Annotated in this window: 12 protein-coding genes and 1 tRNA gene; 4 read left to right on the top strand and 9 right to left on the bottom strand. The window is 65.7% G+C overall.

The annotated features are described in order from the left end of the window. Positions 1-8 precede the first annotated feature (8 nt). The 3 genes from dnaE to ACPDIX_RS03925 form a co-directional block, all read right to left on the bottom strand. Entirely contained in the window at positions 9-4,682 is a 4,674-nt protein-coding gene (gene dnaE, locus ACPDIX_RS03935) for a DNA polymerase III subunit alpha (protein ID WP_423430478.1), read from the bottom strand. A 125-nt stretch (positions 4,683-4,807) separates the two neighbouring features. Beyond that, on the bottom strand, positions 4,808-5,440 hold the full coding sequence (gene lexA / locus ACPDIX_RS03930; protein WP_423430477.1) for a transcriptional repressor LexA: 633 nt from the start codon (positions 5,438-5,440) through the stop codon (positions 4,808-4,810). 109 nt (positions 5,441-5,549) lie between these two features. Continuing rightward, positions 5,550-6,050, bottom strand: coding sequence for a hypothetical protein (locus ACPDIX_RS03925; RefSeq protein ID WP_423430476.1), 501 nt, complete (start codon positions 6,048-6,050; stop codon positions 5,550-5,552). Positions 6,051-6,298: 248 nt separating this feature from the next. Between ACPDIX_RS03925 and ACPDIX_RS03920 the strand changes: the two genes are divergently transcribed. After that, on the top strand, positions 6,299-7,261 hold the full coding sequence (locus ACPDIX_RS03920; RefSeq protein WP_423430475.1) for a ketose-bisphosphate aldolase: 963 nt from the start codon (positions 6,299-6,301) through the stop codon (positions 7,259-7,261). Positions 7,262-7,462: 201 nt separating this feature from the next. On the opposite strand, the gene ACPDIX_RS03915 is transcribed toward ACPDIX_RS03920, so the two are convergent. Further along, positions 7,463-8,758, bottom strand: a complete 1,296-nt coding sequence (locus tag ACPDIX_RS03915; RefSeq protein WP_423430474.1) for an alginate export family protein — start codon at positions 8,756-8,758, stop codon at positions 7,463-7,465. A 229-nt stretch (positions 8,759-8,987) separates the two neighbouring features. Between ACPDIX_RS03915 and ACPDIX_RS03910 the strand changes: the two genes are divergently transcribed. Further along, positions 8,988-9,974: a LysR family transcriptional regulator gene (locus ACPDIX_RS03910; RefSeq protein ID WP_423430473.1), complete on the top strand. Its 987-nt coding sequence runs from the start codon at positions 8,988-8,990 to the stop codon at positions 9,972-9,974. 363 nt (positions 9,975-10,337) lie between these two features. On the opposite strand, the gene ACPDIX_RS03905 is transcribed toward ACPDIX_RS03910, so the two are convergent. Together ACPDIX_RS03905 and ACPDIX_RS03900 are read right to left on the bottom strand one after the other, a co-directional pair. Next, positions 10,338-10,811, bottom strand: a complete 474-nt coding sequence (locus tag ACPDIX_RS03905) for a hypothetical protein (protein WP_423430472.1) — start codon at positions 10,809-10,811, stop codon at positions 10,338-10,340. A 375-nt stretch (positions 10,812-11,186) separates the two neighbouring features. Continuing rightward, positions 11,187-11,263, bottom strand: a tRNA-Arg gene (locus ACPDIX_RS03900). A 258-nt stretch (positions 11,264-11,521) separates the two neighbouring features. On the opposite strand from ACPDIX_RS03900, the gene ACPDIX_RS03895 reads away from it, so the two are divergent. Beyond that, positions 11,522-12,517 carry a malate dehydrogenase gene (locus ACPDIX_RS03895; protein WP_423430471.1) on the top strand — a complete coding sequence of 332 codons (996 nt, stop codon included), beginning with the start codon at positions 11,522-11,524 and terminating at the stop codon, positions 12,515-12,517. Positions 12,518-12,967: 450 nt separating this feature from the next. On the opposite strand, the gene ACPDIX_RS03890 is transcribed toward ACPDIX_RS03895, so the two are convergent. Genes ACPDIX_RS03890 through rseP form a run of 3 tightly spaced genes read right to left on the bottom strand, consistent with a single transcriptional unit; the run spans position 12,968 to position 16,682 of the window. Next, a complete protein-coding gene (locus tag ACPDIX_RS03890) occupies positions 12,968-13,456 on the bottom strand; it encodes a BON domain-containing protein (protein WP_423430470.1) in 489 nt (162 codons plus the stop codon). Continuing rightward, entirely contained in the window at positions 13,432-15,258 is a 1,827-nt protein-coding gene (gene ispG, locus ACPDIX_RS03885; RefSeq protein ID WP_423430469.1) for a (E)-4-hydroxy-3-methylbut-2-enyl-diphosphate synthase, read from the bottom strand. Before ispG ends, ACPDIX_RS03890 begins: the two co-directional genes overlap by 25 nt. Next, on the bottom strand, positions 15,255-16,682 hold the full coding sequence (gene rseP / locus ACPDIX_RS03880) for an RIP metalloprotease RseP (RefSeq protein WP_423430468.1): 1,428 nt from the start codon (positions 16,680-16,682) through the stop codon (positions 15,255-15,257). Before rseP ends, ispG begins: the two co-directional genes overlap by 4 nt. Before the next feature lie 533 nt (positions 16,683-17,215). Between rseP and ACPDIX_RS03875 the strand changes: the two genes are divergently transcribed. Next, positions 17,216-18,454: 3-keto-disaccharide hydrolase (locus ACPDIX_RS03875; protein WP_423430467.1), on the top strand; the 1,239-nt coding region annotated here is incomplete at its 3' end.

Raw genomic sequence — 18,454 nt, 5'->3', positions numbered from 1 at the left:
GAGTGGGCTCACGGGGCGGTCCGTGCGGCGGGTGGGGCGGGGGATGCGGTCGGGTGGGAAGGTTGGGGTGAGCCCCGGCGGCGGGGCGGTCCGGCCCGTTCGACCCGGAGGGTGAACCCGGAACCGTTTTCGAACGGTTCCACCCTGCCGGTGACCTCCAGCACCGGGTATCGTATGGTGGCGGGACCGTAGGTGCGGTAGGTGTGGGCGAACAGTTCGGTTTCCACCATCCCGGTCCAGTCGGCCAGGGTGAGAAATTTCATCGGTTCGCCTGTGAGCTGATGATGGACGCGTTGTTCGACCACCAGTCCGCAGGTGGTGACCTGGCGACCGGTGTGTTCGCCGAGGCAGGCGACCGGGCAGTACGTTTCCCAAGCCACGTCGGGGTACAACGCCAGCGGATGAGCGCTGACGGGGAAACCGAGCAGCTCGAGTTCGTCTGCCAGGCGTTCCTGGAGGGTGGGCTGGTGCCGGGGAAGTTTCACGTGGGCGGGAACGCTGCAATCGGAGGGATTCCCGGGCGCCAGTTCCGGGAACAACCAGCCTTGGAGGGGCTGGACAGGATCCGGCCGATACCGGAGCAGACGTCGGGCTTCCCAGAACTGGGCTGTCCGCGGGAGGGCCCAGCCATCGAAAGCGCCCACCCGGATCATGGCCTCCAGTTCCTCCGGCAGCGGCCGCACCCGTTCGTGGAAGTCCGCCATGGAAAGGAAGGGGGCACGACCGCGCTCGGCCAGGAGTCGCTCGCGGGTTTCGTCGGTCAACCCTTTCAACCGGGTGAGGGGCACCCGGATGGCGGGCCGTGGATGACGTTCCACTTCGAAGCGTGGTCCGGGCTTGTTGACGTCCGGCGGGAGCAACGGGATCCCCAGGCGATGACATTCGAGGACGTAAACCAAGGGGTCGTAGAACCCCTTGCCGTGGGTCAACACGGCGGCCATGAACTCGGCCGGGAAATGGCATTTCAACCAGGCGGACTGGTAGGCTTCCACGGCGTAGGCGGTGCTGTGGGCCTTGCAGAAAGAGTACCCGGCAAAGCCGCGGACCATGGACCAGACGGCAGCGACGAGTTCTTCCGGATGTCCACGGGCACGGGCGGCGGCGCAGAACTCGCGGCCGATGGTGTCCACCACGGTCATCTGGCCGCGGCCCAGTGCGCGCCGCAACTGATCGGCCCGGCCGGGGGACAGTCCGGCGAACCGTTCGCAGATCAACAGGACGTGCTCCTCGTAGATGACCAGGCCCCAGGCGTCGCCCAGGCACTCGGCCAGGATCGGATGCGGATAGGCGATCGGCTCGAAACCTTGGTAACGGCGGGTGAAGCGCAGTTTGTTTTGTTCGTTGGCGGCGCCGGGGCGGATGACGCTGACCAGGGCGATCAATCCCTCGATGTCCCGAACCTGGCTCATGCGACAGAGGGAGGTCATGGCGGGGGATTCGATGTGGTGAACGGCTCGTGCCCCGCCGCTGGCGATCATGGCCCAGACCCGGGGATCGTCGAAGGAGGCTTCAGAGACGGAAACGTGCCGGTCGGCAGCAGCGGCGGTCCGGGCGGAGAAGGGACGCCGGCGGATGGTAAACCGCTCGAGGTCCACTTCCAACCCACGGGCGGCCAGGTCCTGTTTGACGTCGCGCATGACGGAAAGGCCGGCTTGGGCCAGGAGGTCCAGTTTCACCAGTCCCAAGGCTTCCACGCCGTCCATGTCGAGGTGCGTCGTGGGCCAGCCTTTGGCGGAGCGAAACGTGGGGGTGAGTTCTTCCATGGGCTGGCGGGAGAGGACCACGCCGCAGGGGTGCATCTTGGGATGGCGGGGCAGTCCTTCCAGACGCGCACCCCATCGGATCGCGGTGCGCCAGGGTTCCTCTGTCAACGGCAGGTCCCGGCATTCGGGCAGGGAACGAAGCCGTTCTTCCAAGGGTGCAGGAGGGCTCGGCGCGTGGGGATCGGAAGCGGCCTCGGCGGCCGCCTCGCCCGGCGAGAGGGTCCATGGGAGCCGTTCGGTGAACCGGCGGACGGTTTCTTCGGCCACGCCCAGGACTTTGGCCACTTCCGCGACGGCTGCCCGGGCCCGGAACGTGGAAAACCCGCCCACCACGGCGGCGTGGCGCGGTCCGTATCGGCTCAGCAGCTCTGTTACCACCTCGTCCTTGCGATCGTGGGGAAAGTCCACGTCTATGTCGGGCAGCTTGTGCATTTGCATGCGTTCGAGGTTGAGGAACCGGCGGAAGTAAAGGCCGAACCGGATGGGACAGACATTGCTGATGCCGAGGCAGTAGCAGACCAGGGAATCGGCGGCGCTGCCGCGGGTGATCCATTCGATGCCCCGGGCACGGCAATGTTCCAGGAGGTCCCACACCACCAGGAAATATTCCTCATACCCCACGGCGGCGATGACCCGGAGTTCCTCTTCCACACGCGCCCGCAGTTCGCCTTCGCTCACGTGCCGGCCGTCCGGGGTGCGGGCGCCGCGCCGACCGTATCGCCGTTCGAGACCCGCTTCCACCAGTCGCCGCAGGAAGGTGCCGGGCGGGGTGCCGTCGGGAGGAACGTAGGCCGGGAACTGGGGCCGCCCCCGGGGCAGGACGAACCGACAACGTTCGGCGATTTCCCGGCCCAATGCCCGCCAGTGGGCGTGGCCGCGGCCCAGGAGTTCCATTTCGGCCGGGGAACGAAAGTGCCAGCGGCGTCCGGAGTGTTTTTCCGGATGCGGCTGTCGGAGGAGGGTTCGCGTTCGGATGGCTTGGAGGATGAGGTGCAGTTCCTGTTCTTCCGGTGTGGCGTAGTGGACGGGCGGGCACAGAAGGCGGGGTTTCCCGTCCGTGTTGGTGGTTCGGGCGGGACCGGCGGCCGCCAGATAGAATCGGCCGGGGAACAGGTCGGCCCAGCGGGGATCGGCAGCCGCGGCGATCAACCCTTCCGTGAATCCCTCCAGTTCCCTGCCAGTTCGATTCCGTCGTTGACGGGCGGCCACGGTGTGTCCGGAGCTCTCGTCGGCGGGGAGCTCGTTTCCGGTGCCGCCCGTGCAGGGAAGCCCTCCCGGGCGGGAGGGAGGCTCGGATTCGGACCCGTTTTCGGAGAGCAATCGGCAGAGGTTGGCGTATCCCCGGGCCGATTCGACGTACAGGATGAGGGGTGCACCTTCCACCTGGAGTTCGGCGCCCAGGATGGGTTGGATGCCGGCCTGTTGGGCCGCCTCGGTGAAGGCCACGGCGGCATGCAGGTTGCCCAGGTCCACCAGGGCCACGGCCGGGCATTCGTACCGTTGGGCCAGGGCCACCACGGCGGCGGGTGTGAGGGTGGCGTCCAGAAAGGAATAACAGCTCCGAACCCGCAACGGTACGTAGGGGGCGGCCGGTCGGCGGGTGAGAAGAAGGGGGCCCGCCACGCGGGGGGTGGCGGTTCGGGAAGGCCCGGCTGAATGGGCCGGGGCGGAGGCACGGAGGACCCGGGCATCCGCCGGGGAACAGGTGGTGAAGGAGATGTTCGAAGGGGCCCGCGGTTCCCGGGGTTCGGGCTGGGCACGCAAGTTCAGGTCGTGTCCCCGCATCAGCGCGGTCCGGCCGAGGCGTTGGCGGAGTTCGTCCACGGCCCGGGCCAGTCGGGCCCGGGCGGCCTGTTGTTGGGTGTCCGGCATCAGGGGGAGGGGCGCGCTCCAGATTCCGTCGTAGATTTGGGAGAGTTTCAAGGTGACCCGCCGGAGGGCCACCCGCCGGCGCCATGCCCGTTGGAGGAGTGCATCGAGTCGGCTGTAGACATCGGTCTCCAGGGCGGTGGGTTCTTCCAGACTTTCCGAGGCGCGGTCTTCGTCCATGTCGGCGTAGGTGACCTTCAGCGTGAGGGTGCGCACGCTGCGGCCTTCGGAGCGGACGCGTGCGAAGAGGGTGTCGGCCATGTGCCGCAGGATGGCGCGGGCGTGGGTTTCATCGGTGCAATCCGGTTCGAAGGTGTGCTGTTGCTGGTAGCTTTGCTGGGGCAGGGCGCGGGGGATCAGGGGGCGATCGTCCAGGCCGCGGGCGAAGCGGTGCAGATCGAGGGCGGCGGACCCCACCAGCCAGGCGAGCCGGTCCGGCGGGGTGAGGGCCACGTCGCGGATGAGCCGCAAACCGGCCGCGCGCAGTCGGGCGGCTGTTTGCGGTCCCACCCCGGGCAACCAATGGACGGGCAGGGGATGGAGGAAGGCCGTTTCCCGGCCGGGGAGGACCGTGTGGAAGGCGGCCGGTTTGTGCAGTTTGGCGGCGATTTGGCTGACCAGTTTGCTGGTGCCGATGCCTTCACTGACGGTGAGTTTGAGTGTTTCGCGAATGATCCGGCGCAAACGATCCGCGATTTCCACCGCCGGACGTCCCCGATGGGCGGTGACGTCCAGATAACCCTCGTCAATCGAGGTTTGTTCCACCTCCGGTGTGAAGTCGTAGGCGTAGGAGAACATCCACTGCGAGAAACGCTCGTACTTTTCGAAGTCGCCCGGCAGCACGATGAGAGAGGGACACAACCGCCGGGCCAGCGAGGTGGGCATGGGCGTGTAGACGCCGTGGCGCCGGGCCTCGTAGGAGGCGCTGGCAATCACGCCCCGGCGTTGGCCGCCCACGGCCACCGGCCGACCCCGCAGCCGGACGTCAGCCGCTTGTTCGACCGAGGCGAAGAACGCGTCGGCATCCAAATGGACGATCCACCGTTCCATGCCGTCGGTTCCGCTTTTTCCGGCCCGGACACCGGGATCAACTGCGCCGCAGGAAGAAAGCGATCCCGGGGCGGGGGACGCTCTCGATCTGGCCGGGACCGGTGAGCCGGGCCACCCGCGGGTTTCTATTTGACCTTGCGGATCAGGGCGATCATGACCCCTTGAATCACCAGTTCCCGGGCCGGGATGAGGTCCGGATATTTGGGGTTTTCGGCGCGCAAACAGGGTTTGCCGCGGACCATGACGAATGTTTTGAGCGTGCTTTCGTTGTCAATGAGAGCCGCCACCACGTCGCCGGGACGCGGTGTGCGACCGTGTTCCAGAATGACAATGTCTCCCTCCAGGATGTGGCGGCCGATCATGGAATCCCCCCGCACCTCCAGGGCAAACAGGCGCGGGTTGGGGCGCAGGTCCAATCCCAACGTCTCGATGTCCACCGAGATGCATCCCCGGGCTTCCTGGGTGCGGTCCTCGGCGAAACCGGCGGGGATGGACCCGTAGAGGGGGATGTGGACCAGTGGTTTTCGGATCTGACCGGGCCGGACCACCCGAAGGGTGCGGGCCCGGTGAGGATCGGCTTCCACCCAACCTTTGCGACGGAGGGCGCGCACATGGGCGGCGGCGGCGTTCATGCTGCGGAACCCGAATCGGGCGGCGATTTCGCGCAGCGTGGGAGGCACCCCCCGTTCCTGTTGGACGGTGGCCAGGTATTCCAGAATTTCCCGCTGTCGCGGGGTCAGCTCGGTGGAACTGTTCATATGAACAACTGTTCAAAAGAACAGTATGCCGGCCGGTGGATCTGTCAAGGGAGCCCTTCGTCGGTTGGCCGCAAAAATCCGGCGGTGCGAAAGGCGCCAACGCCCCGGATCAGCCGCGGTACACGATCATGACGGCGTAATCGGTCAGCAATTTCTGGGTGCCGATGTCCAGATGGGTGTAGGTAAGCGGGGTGATGCTGATGATGTTATCTTCACCGACCTTCTGGAGGAACTGGGTGACCATCTCGTCGAAACGGTCGTGTCCGACCTCGATGCAGTCGGTGTGACGGATGGTTTTGATGCGGATTTTCTTGTCGCCCTTGGCGGCGGCTTCCAAGGGGGGCTTGGGTTTTTGGATGAGGACCTCGCCGGGGCCCTCACGCACGGGGACTTTGAGGTGGAGTTCCTGTTTGGCGGCGGCCGAGGCGGCGATGGGGTTGATGATGCTGGGCTTGACCTCGGCCGGGCTTTCCTCCTTGGGCAGAGGGCTTTCCGGTTCGGGCACGGTGATGAGGGCCTGGCAGGCGGGGCAATTCAATTGGGCACCGGCTGCCGAGCTGTCCACCTCGAGTTCCTGATCACAGTTGGGGCAATTGAATACGATATCCATACGCCAGCTCCGCGTCCCTGCTACCGGGTCTCAGATTAGCCGGGTCGGCCGGGGCGTTCCAGCAAAAAGTCTTTATCATGCGACGTTCGGGGGTGATCGGGCCTCATGAGCAGCGGAGGGCGGGGACCGGGTTTTTTGTTCCCCAGCCGGGTGGGGTGGGGTATGATTTGCGGGAAACGGTGCCGGAGTCGGACGCGGTTCCGGCTCCGGGCCGGGAAGGGAATGCTGAAGATCGAGAAGGGATTCGTATGCCACTGACGACAACACGCGAACTGTTCGCCAAGGCTTTGAAGGGGAAATACGCCATTGGCGCTTTCAACGTTAACAACATGGAACTGGTGCAGGCGATTGTGGAAGCCTGCGAGGAGGAGAAGGCGCCGCTGATTCTGCAGATCTCCAAGGGTGCCCGGCAGTATGCCAATCCGGTGTACCTGAAAAAGCTGATCGAGGCGGCGGTGAGCCTTTCGAACATCCCCATTGCCGTGCATCTGGATCACGGCGATTCGTTCGAACTGTGCAAGCAGTGCATTGACGAGGGGTTCACCAGTGTGATGATTGACGCCTCGTACGAGCCCTTCGACAAGAACGTGGAGATCACCCGCAAGGTGGTCGAGTACGCCCACAAACACAACTGCGTGGTCGAGGCGGAGCTGGGCCACCTGGTTGGTGTCCAGTTCGACGAGGGCGAGGAAGGCGGCGGCTACTCCAAGAGCGGCCATTACACGGACCCGGACGAGGCGGTGAAATTCGTCAAGCTGACCGGGTGCGATTCACTGGCGGTGGCCATCGGCAACAGCCATGGGGCCTACAAATTCAAGGGCGACCAGCGGCTGGACCTGGAGCGGCTGAAGGCCATCAAGAAGGCGTTGATGGATGCGGGGCTGGGCGATTATCCGCTGGTGTTGCACGGGGCCTCCAGCGTGCCGCAGTATCTGGTGGACGAAATCAACAAGTACGGCGGCAAACTGCAGGATGCCCGGGGCGTGCCGGAGGCGGACATCGAGGTCGCCCGCCGGCTGGGGTGCACGAAGGTGAACATCGACACCGACCTGCGCCTGGCCCTGACCGCCGGGATCCGCAAGGTGCTGTGGGAGAAGCCGTCCGAGATCGATCCCCGCAAATACCTCGGCCCGGCCCGTGCCATGGTCAAGGAGCTGGTCCGGCACAAGGTTCGCAACGTCCTGTGCTGTGCCGGGCACGCCTTCGACTGATTTCCTGGCAGACTCCTTCCCTGAGGATGCACGCGCCCGGGCGGCTTGGCGGTCGCCCGGGCGCTTCCTTTTTCGTGGATCGGTTGTTCGTCCGGCCTCAGGCGGCGCGGCAGGGGAACTGGCGCCGCGTGGGCTCGGCGTGCGGGACCGGGCGTTTGCCCCGGCCGGGCTCGAAGGGTGCGTGGCCCCTGCCGCGGCCCTTCAGAAATTGAATTCCACCTGGGCCCAGACCTTGTGGATGGTGAAGTCGTAGGGCCGGTCGGATCCGTCGTACCAGGCGTACTTGGCCAACAGGATCCAGTGCCGGCCGAAGCGCTTGGAGGCCAGCAGGTCCAACTCCTGGCCGTAATCGGCGCCACCGTCCTCGGCGTCGAACTTGTGGTAGACGAGACGAACCGGGACCTCACCCGGCAGCGCGACCTGGACGAATCCCTGTAGATCGCGCAGCCCGGCTGCGGGCGTGTTGAGGAACACGTCGGCCCAGCCGTTCCACCCGTGCAGCGTGGCCAGGGGCGTGCGGACCGGCACGCCATTGTCGCTGCCCAGCGTCTCCCAAGCCGCCCCCAGGGTCCATCGCCGGTACCGGCCCGTCAGCTCGATGGAGAAGTAGGGCGCGCTGTAATTCAGCGGGCTGTCGGCGTAGTCGGTCTGCCAGGCGCCTTCCAAGCGATAGTCGAGGTGGAGGTCGCCGCTGATGGGTTGCGTGCCGGACCACGCCAGACCGTAGGTGGCGCAGGAGGCCTGGGCACCGGCCGCGTTTTCGAGGTCGAGCAGGTACGTGTAGGCGGTCAGGCGCACGGCGCGGTGCGGCGTCCAGGAGAGATGAACCAGGTGCGAATCGGAGTCAAAGTTTCGGTTGGCTGGTGGCAACCCGCTGACGTTGCCGAAGACGCGGCGCACTTCCCACAGGTAGGCGTAGTCCAGCACCACATCCCGGCACGGTTTCCAGGTCAAACCCACGGCATCGTAGGTCTGCATGTTTTGCCGCCATCCGACGTCCCCGATGAAACGATGGTTGTCGAAAACGATCCGTTGCCGGCCGGCTTTGAGCGTCAGCCGGTTCGTCCACGTCCAGGCCAGCCACGCTTGGTTGATTTCCGTGGTCTCGGGGTCGGCCACCACCGGGCGCTGCGGCTGTCCGTTGGCACCTGCGGCGTTGTAGGAGTCGTCGTCCACCGCCAGGATGTTTTCCGCCTCCAGCATGCCTTGGAAACCGTGAAACGGCGCGGTCGTGAAGCCGAATCGTGTCCGGATGGTTCCCGCATGGGAATCGAGCGGCAGGTTGTCCTGATCCACGAATTCGTAACGGGCCCGGACGTTGAGGGAGAATGTCCCTTCTCGAAAAGCCGAAGGAAGGGCCTCGTCGAAGAACGCCCGGCCGCTGTCGGACGCTCCGGCGGACGCGGCAATGGCCAGCGGAAGGATGCAGGCGGATACCCAACCCCGGCGGCCTGGCTGCGGGTTCCTTTGTTGCATGGTCCGATCCGTTCTTTTCATGATCGCACTCATTGATGGAACGCGTCAGGATGGGACCCGCTCCTCGGCGGAGCGAAGTCTCCACCAGCCGTAGCCGAATGGTCCGGCGGCCGCATTGACCTGTGTCAATCCTGCTGGCGGCCGGGGCCGGCGCTGCAGCAAGCAATCTTCGTGCACAGAGGATTTACCTGGTGCGGTTCCTGCTTCCTACCTGCTGTCCACGTGTCCAGAACGACACGCCGGACGCACGATGGAGATCCTCGACAGTTGGCAGTTGCGAGTGTTTGTGACGCTGGCGCGCTGCCGTAGCTTTACGCAGGCGGCGCGGGAGCTGCACGTGACGCAGTCGGCGGTGAGCCACTCGGTGAAGGCTCTGGAGGAACATCTGGGGTGTCGGCTTTTGGACAGAGTGGGCAGAAAAATGGCGCTGACGGTCGCGGGCGAGCAGCTCCTCACTCATGCGCACCGGATCCTGGCCGAAATGTCGGCCGCCACCGAGGCCGTCCGGCAGCTCAACCAGTGGGGACGGGGCCGGCTGCGGCTCATGGCGAGCCTCACCGCCTGCCAGTATCTGCTGCCCCGTGCACTGCGAGAGTTCCGGCGAAAGTTTCCCGAGTACACCCTCACGGTCGAGTTGGGCGACACGCCCTCCGCCGTGGCCGCGCTGTTGGACCAGCGGATCGACCTGGCTCTGGCCCTGCGCCCGCACGCGTCCGCGGGCGTGACATTCATGCCATTGTTCCGCGACACCCTGGTTTTCTTGGTCAGCCCCCGCCATCCCTGGGCGCAGCGGGGGCAGGTGAACCGCTCGGAGATCTCGACCCAGCCTTTCATCCTTTACAGCAAGAGCAGCGTGACGTTCCGCCTGGTGGAGGAGTATTTCCAGCGGGAGGGCATCGTGCTCGCCTCGGTGGTGGAGCTGGGCAGCATGGAGGCGGCCAAGGAATTGGTGAAACTGGACCTCGGCATCACTGTTGTGGCCCCGTGGGTGGCACAGAAAGAACTGGCCGAGGGTTCCCTGGTCGCCCTGCCGCTGGGTCGCCGCGAACTGACACGGGAATGGGGGATTCTTCATCTCCAGGGTAACAATCTTTCGTGGGCCGAGGAGACCCTGGTGAGACTGTGCCGGGCCGCCGCCGAAGATTTGCAACTTTCCTTGAAGCCGCCGGGCAGGGCGCCCGGCGATTCTGCGACAGCCTCCCCGCCCGCTTTCGAAGGGCCTGCCCGACTCAAGTAAAGTCCCGACGGGTTCGTGTCCGGGTCGCCGGCAGGGGAACGGTTCGTCAGCGTGCGGCACCGCCCTTGGGGCTGAAAGCGCTTGCCGGGCTGGCCCCCAACTTCCGGGGGACACAACCCGGATGCACTTCGAGAAGCGATGCGGGAGTCTCGTCGGGAGAAAGGCCCCCATCGGCAGGGGCGCCCACAAGTCCTGCGCGCGGATCCGGAGTGTCTCCGGTCTCCTGTGAGGCTGGTCTGCCGCAACCCTCCTCTGGTTCCGACTCGCTTTCGATGCACGGCCCGGGCGAGGAACGAGCGGCAAGGTCACCATCGCCGGTCCCAATCGGGCACCGCCCGGCGGCGGTGAATCTGCATGCCCGCGTCAGCAACCGGGGGATGGATACGCACCAACCGGTTCCTGGGGCGAAGGGGACGCCAATCGCGTGCCTTTTCCACCTGTGGACCGATCAGGCTGACGGGATGGTAAGGGACGACGGAGCGGCCGGTGCCACCCAAGCGCGGCCAGAAGGGCGCCGCACGCGTAGGCCGCCACGTCCCACCAATCGCCCGCGGTGCCGGGAACGATCGCGGGGCCGATCCATTCGCACAGCACCGACCAGAGAACCAGGTGACCAAGGATCTCGCCGGCGGTGGGCGGGCGATCGTGAGCGCGCAGACCCCAGCGCCGGTGCAGCGCCAGCACCGGAGGCAGAGCGCAGGGAATCAGCAGCAGATCGTCGAACCAGGAATGGAAAAACGCCAGGTCTGTGCACGGCTGCAGTCCCCAACGATTGAGTGCATAGAGCGTGCACGCCCCGAGAAACAAGGGATCCGCGTAGTACCGAAACCGCCTCACAGCAGAGCCAGCATGATGAACCCGGCCGCGGTCGCCACCGCGATCTTCAGCAGAATCGTCGTCATGGCTCATCGTTAGCAACCGGGCGGACCGGGTGCAAGGGAGGCTTCGGAGACTCTTGGCCATCCAGCCTTGTGCGTTCCAAAGAGGGGGCCGCGCGACGATGAGAGAGACCCGGTGGTTGCCGGGCGGGACACAAAGGTTCGTACCGTCGTTTGTGTTTGCGTGTCTGCGGCCTCCGGGCGGGCGGCAGCGATTGGGCTTGCCCCCCGCGCAAGGGGGGTGGTGCACGATTGGCGCGGTGGTGACGCTTCTTCAACTCAGCCCGCGGCCGTTGCGCGTGTCTTGCCGCGACGGCTCGCTCAGAAAGACGGATGGCGCACCCGCCAGGAGTCGAACCTGGAACCTTCTGATCCGTAGTCAGATGCTCTATCCAATTGAGCTACGGGTGCGCCCTGAATGCACGGCACCATACGCAGGAACCTCCCGTCCCGCAAGTCCCAACCGGGGGCGGGATGCACCCCCGGGTTCACCACGCGGAACGGCGCTTCGACTGTTCGGTCCCAACCCGGGCTCGAGCACTTCGGGCCCTTTGACGGGATGCAGCTCCGCCGGAACAGACGGGTTCCGGCGGGCTCGCGGGGGAATCGCTTGCTGATCGGGGTGCCGTTTCTATACTGCCCTTGGGAAACGGAACATCACGGGCATTTATGAAGAAATCACCCTTGCGCGTGGCGGTCACCGGCGCGGCCGGTCAAATCGGGTATTCGTTGGTCTTCCGGATCGCGGCCGGAGAGATGTTCGGTCCGGATCAGCCGGTCATTCTGCATTTGATCGAGATCGAACCCGCCCTTCCGGCGCTACAGGGCGTGGTGATGGAGCTGGAGGATTGCGCATTCCCGCTGCTGCAGGGGGTGGTGCCGACGGCAGACCTCGAAGAGGGCTTCCGTGACGTAAACTGGGCCTTGTTGGTGGGGAGTGTTCCGCGCAAGGCCGGCATGGAGCGCAAGGACCTGCTGGGCGTCAACGGCAAGATCTTCGTGGGACAGGGGCAGGCGCTGGCACGCCGGGCGGCATCGGATGTGCGCGTCCTGGTGGTGGGCAACCCCTGCAACACCAACTGCCTGATTTGCATGCATCACGCTCCTGCGATCCCGCGCGACCGGTTTTTTGCGATGACGCGGCTGGACGAAAACCGCGCCAAGGCCCAGTTGGCCAAAAAGGCCGGCGAACATGTCAGCGCGGTCACCCACATGGCCGTTTGGGGCAATCACAGTCCCACCATGTTCCCGGACTTTTTCCATGCGCGCATTCATGGACGCCCCGTGCCCGAGGTCATCAGCCACCGCGAATGGCTGGAAAAGGACTTTCTCACCACGGTCCAGCAACGGGGTGCAGCGGTCATCAAGGCCCGCGGCGCCTCCAGCGCCGCCAGCGCCGCCAACGCGGTGATCGACACGGTGCGGTCGCTCATCCAACCGACGCCCGGAGACGACTGGCACAGCGTGGCGGTCTGCAGCGACGGCAGCTACGGTATCGAACCCGGCCTGATCTGTTCCTTCCCGATCCGCTCCGATGGCCGGTCCTGGCACATCGTCCAGGGGCTGCCCTTGAACGACTTCAGCCGGGCCAAGATCCAGGCGAGCGTGGACGAGCTGAAGGAAGAGCGGGCCATGGTGAGCGAATTGTTGACCCGCCCATCCTGAAGGTTCTCCAGACCCTTTTGGGAGGCGCGCGCCCCTGCTCGGCAAACGCAGGGGAACGAACTTGTCCGCGGTCCCTCGCGGGCTGGCCTTCGGGAGGTCGCGGTTTCGCTCACGGCCCAATCCGTGGCGGGGCACGCCTGATGAGGCGGCCGGTCCGGCGGCCGGATCCATGCCACGGACCGAAGTGACTCTTGTACTCATGGGCTGCGGGGCGGCGGGCGCAGGTCCCCGTACTGGCGTCGCGCATCCGGCCTCCGATCCCTTCTGATCCCAGCCGCCGGAACCGGGCCGTTGCGGCGCCCGGGAGTTACGGTTCCCGTTCCACGGATCCGCTTCAGAGTCGCCCTCTCGCAGCACCGGGGACGCGATCTCCATACGTTCAAGGGCGTCCTGCGTGTGGGCGCGGGCAGGCTTGCGGTCAGTGCCGCCGGGTGACAGCTCCAGAGGCACTCAGCGCCCTGCGGGCGAGACTTTCAGGTCGGCGGTAACCTCGCGTACCGCCGGATCGGCTTCCATGGCCAGGAGCACGGCGCGTCCGATGTCATCGGCCGAATCCACCGTGCCGTGGAGAAACACCCGCCCGGAGGTACATTGGACGGAGATGCGCAGCGCCGAGAGCCGTGGATCGGCAATGTACCTGGCCTTGATGGCTGCGACGATGCGCGCGTCCGTGGCGGCGTCGGCCACGGTGTGCCCTAAATCCACGGCGGCCCGGCGCACGACCTGGCCCCGCCGGGCCAGTTCCTCCTGGATGTTGGTCGCGGTGAGGTGAAGGAGTTCGAGCTTCTCCTGGAAGGCCTGGCGGATGGCCTCGCTGGAGGTCGCCAGTTCCTCCCGCCATTGCGCAAGCTCGGCCGGCCCGGGCCGGGTTGCCATCCACCACCCGGCCGCCACGCCCAGGACCAGTCCGAAGATCAACCCGCAGAGGAAACGGAACATGATGGAGGCGCAGGTTGCCGGGGTTCCGCAGGCGGCGCCGGCTCCGGATCGGTCCATTTGCCATGTTCGCGGATCAGGTCAATGAGCCGGTCCACGGCCTCTTCTTCCTGTATGTTGAATTTAACCGGCTTTTTGCCGACGTAGAGGTTCACCTTTCCGGGTGCACCGCCCACGTACCCGAAATCCGCGTCGGCCATCTCGCCCGGGCCGTTCACGATGCAGCCCATGACTGCGATCTTGACCCCTTTGAGGTGCGAGGTGCGCGCCTTGATGCGGGCCGTCACGGTCTGGAGGTTGAACAAGGTCCGGCCGCAGGATGGACAGGCCACGTATTCGGTTTTGAAGCTGCGGCAGCCGGCGGCCTGGAGGATGTTGAAGGCCAGCTGCAGCGCCTTCTGCGGGTCCGACTCGTTCCGCACCAGGATGGCGTCGCCGATCCCGTCGGCCAGCAATCCGCCCAGGACGATCGAGCTTCGCAACAGCGCGGTCTGGGCGTCCAAGGGCGGTTGCGGCACTTGGAGACAGTCTTTCAGCAGGATCGGGTTGCGGCGGCCCATCTGGCGAAGTCGCCAGGCCAGCAGGCGGAAGGCCGCCAGCGCGGGCAGGTCCGGCAGATCGCGCACGGTGACCAGGCACGAATCGTCGGGCAAATCGAAGCCCTGCCGTGGATCCACTTCCACCGCTCCCAGCTCTTCGTACACTCCTTCGGGCCGCACGTCCGCGCGCGCCGGAATCCGGGGCAGAAGGGTGTCCCAGGCCGATCGCGGGACGATGACACGGATCGGTTGATCCCCGCCGCATTGGAGTCCGGTTTTCAAATCCACCTCCACCGAGGGACGCCGCTCGTACTCGAAGGGCGCGAACGGGAATGCGTCCGTGGGGACCTCGAGATCCGGCCGGGTCAGAGCGGGCACGCAATCCAGAATGGCCCGGCAGACCGGGATTTCGTGGATGGCATCCTCGGTGAGCGACACCCGGATGGTGTCGCCCAACCCGTCGCAGAGGAGCGATCCGATGCCGATGGCACTTTTGATCCGGCCGTCTTCACCGTCGCCCGCCTCGGTCACCCCCAGGTGGAGCGGGTAGTTCCAGTCCTCCCCTTCTTCGGCCAGGCGCGCTGCCAGCAACCGGTAGCATTGGATGGCGACCTTGGGGTTGGACGCCTTCATGGAGAACTTGAAGTTGTGAAAGTCGTGTTTCCGGCAGATCCGCGCAAATTCCAGCGCGCTCTCGACCATACCCAGCGGGCTGTCGCCGTATCGGTTGAGGATGCGATCAGACAGCGAGCCGTGGTTGGTGCCGATGCGCAGGGCGCGGCCCAGCCGTTTGCACTCCAGCACCAGCGGCGTGAACTTCGCCTCCACGCGCGCCAGTTCGGCAGCGTACTGTTCGTCCGTGTACTCCTTGACGACGAACTTTTTGGAGTCGGCGAAGTTGCCAGGGTTGACCCGTACGCACTCCACCCATTTGACGGCTTCCATGGCCGCCTCGGGCTTGAAGTGGATGTCGGCCACGACGGGCACGCGACAGCCCCGTGCGCGGAGCTCGGCCACGATATTGCGCAGATTGGCGGCGTCCTTGACCGTGGGTGCGGTGATCCGCACCACCTGGCACCCGGCCTCCACCAGTGCCAGTGTCTCCCGCACGCACGCCTCGGTGTCCATGGTGTCGGCGGTGATCATGGACTGAACGACCACCGGATGCTCACCGCCGATGACCACACCGCCCTGTTGTGGATCGCCGAGATGGATCTCGCGCGTCCGGCGTCGCTGATATCGGTAGGGAGAAGGACAATACCTCATGGCTGCGAATGGCCGCCGGGCACGGGTGACGAGCCTGGTGCGGGCTCGACCCATTCCGGCCCTGGCTGCTCGATTTGATGACGTGCCTTGAACCAGGCACTGAAGATCGGGAACCGTTTCAGGTCGAAAAACGTCACGTACAGCATGAACGACAGCAGCAACACGGCAAACACGGTGGTCACGGACTCGACCAGGCGTGCGCTCAGCGGCCGGCGCCAGATCCACTCCACCAGCGACATCAGGATGTGGCCCCCGTCCAGGACGGGAATGGGCAGCAGGTTCAGGATGGCCAGATTCACGTTCAGCAGCACCAGAAAGCTGAGGGCCAGCCGGTAGTCGGTGTTCACCCATCCGGCCAGCATGGCCAGGATGCCCACCGGACCGCTGAGGTCCTTGGCGCCCACGCCGGTCTGCTTCGAATAGACCAGGGCCACCAGCGTTCGCCAGGTCTTGCGCACGACTTCGCTCACCTGCGCCCAGGGCGTCGGCCCCGGACGCTGCACAATGTACCGTTGCGTGGCCGGCCCGCCCAGTTTGACACCGATGATCCCGTGACCACTGGCGGGATCCAACCGGGGCCGGATGGAGAGTGTCAGCCTCTGACCGCCCCTTTCGATCCGGATTTCACTGAGCTGCTCCGGCCGTTTCCGGATCAAGTCCACCAGTTGCTCCTGGCTCACGACCGGCACGCCCGCAAACTGCAGAACACGGTCGCCGGCTTGTAGTCCCGCTTCCTCGGCCGGTGTCCCGGGCAACACCTCGCTGATCTCCGGATGATCCTGCGGATCCAGGCGCAGCAGCTTGAGACCGAACGCATCGTTGACCACCGTCCTGAGATGATTCGTGAAGAACCGGCCGTCGCGCTCTGTCACCACCTCGACCACGTTCGTCCGTGCCAGCGCGGTGGCCTCGTTGATGTCCTGCCACGATCGGATCTTCTGGCCGTCCACCAGCACCACGCGGTCGCCGGGCCGGATCCCCAACCTGTACTCTTCGGACTCCGGCTCCACATAGCCCACGATGGGCGGGTTCACCGGCCGGGGCAGACCCACGATCCAAATGATCGTCGCGATGAAAAACGCGAACACCACATTCATGAACGGACCCGCGGCTGCGACCAGGATTTTGGACCAGGGCGACGCCGGCGGCAGCGGCTTGTCGTCGGCCGTCTGACCCTCCAGCAGTGCCGCGGTGGTCATCTGGGGCAGCTTCACAAAACCGCCGGCGGGTATCAGCCGCCACGAATACTCCACCCCGTTGCGCGTCCACGTAAACAGCCTGGGACCGAATCCGATGGCAAAGGCCTCCACCTTCAGTCCCCGGCGCCGCGCCATCCAAAAGTGGCCGAACTCGTGGACGAACACGGCCGCGCCGAACAGCAGGATCACCGCGACCGCCACATATAGAATGTTCCAGACGCTCATGCTGCGCTGCGGTGGTCAAATCCACGCACTGCCAGCCAATCTATCGGCAATTCCGCCCCGTGACAACCGACCAAACTGCCGGGAGAATCCACCCTCCACGGCCGCCGGCCGGAAAGCGCGCCGCGACACAACGTGGACCGGAGGTGCGGACAAGGCGGGTCCCGGCGTTCCCTGGGGAGCGGGCGGGAAACGCCTTTCCCGCCGGGCCCGGAGGTGCATCGGTCCTCGGAAGGCCACAGGGCCGCCCGCCGTGCGGTCGTCGACCGTGTTCCGTGATGGTTGGGTTCGGGGGCATGGCCGCGAAGGTGGGGCCGGATCGGTTGAGTTTGTGCGGGTGTCGGTGCGGCATTGTGTCCCCCGGGCGAAGTGCGAGGTGGGGAAGGCGTCGCAGCCGGGCTGTGGCGGAAGGCCCGAAACGGGGTGAACGCAAGGCATCCTTGGGCTGCTGCGGTGGGGTTGCTGGAGGGATCGCACAAACGTTCGAGTGGTTGCGCACTTGTCAGGGGGCGGTCGGGGGTGTTTCCTGCTGGCTCATGAAGGGCGAAAGGTGGTTTGTCGGGACGGGTGGGAAAGGGCTTGGCATTCTGTTGCTGGCGGGTTGGTGGTGGGCCGGGGCGGCCGGGGTGTGGGGGGCGGACGGGTTTCGACCCTTGTTCGATGGCCGGAGTCTGACGGGTTGGGTGAAGCGGGGCGGACAGGCCACGTACACGGTGGAGGAGGGTTGCATCGTGGGTCGGTCGGTGCGGGAGACGGCCAACACGTTCCTTTGCACGACGCAGGATTTCGGTGATTTCGAACTTGAGCTGGAGGTGCGGGCGGATCCGCGGCTGAATTCCGGGATCCAGATTCGGAGTGAGTGTTACGATCGGCCGACGGAGGTGGTTTACGGGACGCAGACGCTGCGGATTCCGGCGGGGCGCGTGCACGGTTACCAGGTGGAGGTGGATCACAACCGCAACCGGCGTTGGAGCGGCGGGATTTATGACGAGGCGCGGCGGACGTGGATTTATCCGCTGACGAACCGGCCTGCGGCAGGTGCGGCGTTTCGGTTCGGGGACTGGAACCATTACCGCATCCTGTGTGTGGGGGATCGGATCCAGACCTGGGTGAACGGTGTGGCGGCGGCCGACCTTGTGGATTCGATGACGCTGGCGGGGTTCATCGGGCTGCAGGTGCACGGGGCGTCGGAGGAGGGTTTGGAAGTGCGCTGGCGGGATTTGCGGATTCGCGAGTTGGGCCGGCATGTGTGGAAGCCGTTGTGGGACGGCCGGACTCTGGCTGGTTGGCGGCCGGTGGGCGAGGGGGAATGGTCGGTTCAGGACGGCGTGATCCGCGGCGTGCATCGTCGGGATCAGGAGGGTTACGGCCATCTGCTGAGTGACCGGCGGTTCACGGATTTCACGGTGCGGTTGAAGTTCAGGGCGGTGCGGGGAAACAGTGCTTTTTATTTCCGGGTCGAACCGACCGGGTTCAGCGGCGTGACGGGCATGCAGGCGGAGATCGATGCGGAGAAGGACGTGGGCGGTCTGTACGAGACGAACGGCCGTGGCTGGGTGGTGCAGCCGGGGCCGGATGATGTACGGAAGTCGTTCCGGCGCGGGGAGTGGAACACGATGACGGTGAGCGCGCATGGGGGGCGGATCGTGGTGCATGTCAACGGGTACAAGACGGCGGAGGTGTTTGATGATCCCGGCCGGCGGGAGGGGCATTTTGCGTTGCAATTGCATGGTGGGCAGGACTGCGAGGTGTGGTTCAAGGATCTGGAGCTGTTG

The sequence above is a fragment of the Limisphaera sp. 4302-co genome, from assembly GCF_049537155.1.
GTDB lineage: Bacteria > Verrucomicrobiota > Verrucomicrobiia > Limisphaerales > Limisphaeraceae > Limisphaera.
The sequence above is the reverse complement of the archived record's forward strand: the minus strand, read 5'-3'. Positions and strand labels throughout refer to the sequence as shown.

Bases quoted from the DNA above. Each gene is read 5' to 3' on its own strand.
- ACPDIX_RS03910 (WP_423430473.1), top strand. From the start codon at position 8,988: ATGGAGATCCTCGACAGTTGGCAGTTGCGAGTGTTTGTGACGCTGGCG.
- ACPDIX_RS03915 (WP_423430474.1), bottom strand. From the start codon at position 8,758: ATGAAAAGAACGGATCGGACCATGCAACAAAGGAACCCGCAGCCAGGC.
- ACPDIX_RS03890 (WP_423430470.1), bottom strand. From the start codon at position 13,456: ATGTTCCGTTTCCTCTGCGGGTTGATCTTCGGACTGGTCCTGGGCGTG.
- ACPDIX_RS03920 (WP_423430475.1), top strand. From the start codon at position 6,299: ATGCCACTGACGACAACACGCGAACTGTTCGCCAAGGCTTTGAAGGGG.
- ACPDIX_RS03895 (WP_423430471.1), top strand. From the start codon at position 11,522: ATGAAGAAATCACCCTTGCGCGTGGCGGTCACCGGCGCGGCCGGTCAA.
- lexA (WP_423430477.1), bottom strand. From the start codon at position 5,440: ATGAACAGTTCCACCGAGCTGACCCCGCGACAGCGGGAAATTCTGGAA.
- dnaE (WP_423430478.1), bottom strand. From the start codon at position 4,682: ATGGAACGGTGGATCGTCCATTTGGATGCCGACGCGTTCTTCGCCTCG.
- rseP (WP_423430468.1), bottom strand. From the start codon at position 16,682: ATGAGCGTCTGGAACATTCTATATGTGGCGGTCGCGGTGATCCTGCTG.
- ACPDIX_RS03925 (WP_423430476.1), bottom strand. From the start codon at position 6,050: ATGGATATCGTATTCAATTGCCCCAACTGTGATCAGGAACTCGAGGTG.
- ispG (WP_423430469.1), bottom strand. From the start codon at position 15,258: ATGAGGTATTGTCCTTCTCCCTACCGATATCAGCGACGCCGGACGCGC.